The sequence below is a fragment of the Clostridium sp. genome (assembly GCF_040797585.1).
In the GTDB taxonomy this organism is placed as follows: Bacteria; Bacillota; Clostridia; order Clostridiales; family Clostridiaceae; genus Clostridium_Z.
The window spans coordinates 1-2,802 of sequence record NZ_JBFNEO010000280.1; the positions used below are offsets into that span (position 1 = coordinate 1).

3 protein-coding genes are annotated in these 2,802 nt (G+C 28.2%); all 3 read left to right on the forward strand.

Annotation, left to right across the window (positions count from 1 at the left end):
- Positions 1-372 precede the first annotated feature (372 nt).
- Positions 373-1,107, forward strand: coding sequence for a hydrolase (locus tag AB2369_RS12745; protein WP_367666850.1), 735 nt, complete (start codon positions 373-375; stop codon positions 1,105-1,107).
- Between the two features lies 1 nt (position 1,108).
- Complete coding sequence (locus AB2369_RS12750; RefSeq protein WP_367666851.1) at positions 1,109-1,279, forward strand: hypothetical protein; 171 nt, start codon at positions 1,109-1,111, stop codon at positions 1,277-1,279.
- Between the two features lie 534 nt (positions 1,280-1,813).
- Positions 1,814-2,802, forward strand: a 989-nt coding sequence (locus tag AB2369_RS12755; protein ID WP_367666852.1) for a carboxypeptidase M32, incomplete at its 3' end; no start/stop codon positions are given.

Sequence of the window (2,802 nt, forward strand, 5' to 3'; positions counted from 1 at the left end):
ATCAAAATATTATATTTGTAGTGATTATATTTATAAAGCTATAAAGTAATGAATATAGGTACATAATAAATATGTGTTATTAAAATAAAACTAAGGTATTTTAGAATAAATATTTTTTATTACCTTATAAATAAGTGTTTTAAGTCAATTATACTCTAAAATCACTGTTAAATCTATTTAGCTTAGAATTCTTTGATATTCTTACGTATTTTTAGGTTTTATTCACAAATTTGAATTGTTAGGGCTGAAAAATTTAATTTATAAAATGTAAATTTTTTTATAAAAATACTCTTTAAATACTTATGTTTTAGATATATAATTATTTCATTAAAGATTAGTGTCTTATATAAGAATTTTAAGGGGGAGTTTTAAATGAAGGAAATAAAGGAAACAAGAGGCACTGTAAGAGAACATTTAAAGTTAGTTCCAGAGATAAAGGGCACTCTAAGAGATCATATGATTGAGGTTCCTAATATTATAAGGGAAGCTAGCGGAATAAAAGTTTTTGGAAAAAGACTCAAATCTTTTTTATTCAGTACAGACGTAGCAGTTATAAGAAATTCTAATGCAGATGCTATAATTGCAGTATATCCATTTACACCTCAACCAGTTATAACTCAAGCTTTAGTTATGGCAGCAGATGTTCCAGTATTCTGTGGCGTTGGTGGAGGAATAACTACTGGTAAGAGAGTAGTAAACCTTGCTTTAGATGCGGAATTTAAGGGAGCTTTAGGAGTAGTTGTTAATAACCCTACACCTAATGAGGTTATAGAAAAGGTTAGAAAGACTATAGATATACCTATAATCGTTACTGTAGTTTCAGAATATGAAGATATAGGATCTAGAATTGAATCCGGAGCGACTATATTAAATGTATCAGGAGGAAAAGATACAGCTAAGATAGTAAGAAAGATAAGAGAAATGTATCCTAACTTTCCTATAATAGCTACAGGAGGTCCTACAAACGAAACTATTTTAGAAACTATTAATGCTGGGGCTAATGCTATTACTTATACACCATCCTCTACAGCTGACATATTAAATGACTTCATGATAAAATATAGAGAGAAGTATAAACAAGATACTTATATGGATAAGGAGGACTAGTATGGCAGTAGGTGGAGATAATTGTATTTCATGTCCTGAATTTAAAGGTAATAAGTGTGATGGAAAGGCTAATGACTGTATGTGCAGAAGATGCCCTAGAAGTCTCGGTAAATGTATAATTACTAAATATTGTAGTGAAACAGAATCTGTATTAGATTTAGAATTATATTAATGAAGTACGTATTACTAATATAAAATCAGAAATGCTTTATAATATTTACTTCTGACTTAGAGATATAGTATAAGCATGAAGTCTACGAATTAAAGGTATAGTGGTTTTATATGTTTCTACATGAAAAGAGTGTGTAGTTATAAAGTTAATTTTAGTTAAAGATAAGAAATAATTAATAATATTTTAATCATAGACTCTATGATATGACTTATTAGTCGATAGTAGAGTCTATAATTCTAATAAATTAAGTTCTTATACTTACTTAATTTAAAACTATTGAGTTTTTCTAGTACAAAAGTTTAATCTAGGTATCTTGATAGTTTTATATTTTATATAGATTATAAATTCTAAGATTATGTTAAAAAACTTTATAGTTATACTAAATATATTTAGATTAAGTTAATCCATGGGGAGATTTAATAATTGTTAGTCTATTATATTTTTATAATTATAGAGTTTTAAAATATATTAATATAATTCTAATTTAATCTTATTAAGAGAGATTAAATTAAATATTTAAGGGGGCTATATTTTATGAGAGAAGAGGCTAGTATAAAATTAGAAGAGCTAAAAGGTCACTTAAAAAGTACTTATTACTTAGGCCATTCTATGGCGCTATTAGGATGGGACTCAAGAGTTGCTATGCCAAAGAATGGGAATGATGAAAGAGGTGAAGTTCTAGGATACTTATCCTCAGAGGCTTATAAGCTGGAAACATCTCCAAAGCTTAAAGAGCTTATTGATTTTTTTGAAAAAGAGGAAGGTTTAGATGAGATAACTAAGGCTATGATAAAACAAATAAGAAAATCTTATGACAGAATGACTAAAATACCTGGTGAAAAAAATAGGGAGTGGGTTATATCAACTTCTAAGTCAGAATCAGCATGGGAAGAGGCAAAAGATAAAGGAGATTTTGATTTATTTAAACCTCACCTTAAAGAGATGATTGATATAGCTAAGGAATACTCACAGTATATAAGAGAAGATGGTAAAAAGTCTAGCTATGAGATACTACTAGATACCTTTGAGCCAGGTAATACAATAGAGAAATTAGATAAGATTTTTGAAGATTTAAAGGAAGGAATATTAGAAATTTTAAATAAGATAAAAAACTCTAATGTAAATATAGATAGTAGTATTCTAAACATACCTATAAATAAAGAAGATCAAGAATCTTTTGTTACTCATGTTTTAAAGGATATTGGCTATGACTTTAAAGGAGGAAGGATGGACGAAAGTGTACATCCATTTACTATAAAGGTTGGAAGCGGAGATGTTAGAATTACCACTAAATATATGGAGAATGATTTCACAAATGCCTTTTTTTCATGTGTGCACGAGGGTGGACATGCTATATATGAGCAGAATATACCTAAGGAGTTAAAGTATACTTATCTTGATGATGCTTCATCTATGGGAATACATGAATCACAATCAAGATTTTATGAAAACATAATAGCAAGAAGTGAATCATTTTGGAAATATTATTTTAAGGAAGTAAAAAGAAGATTCCCACATTTTGA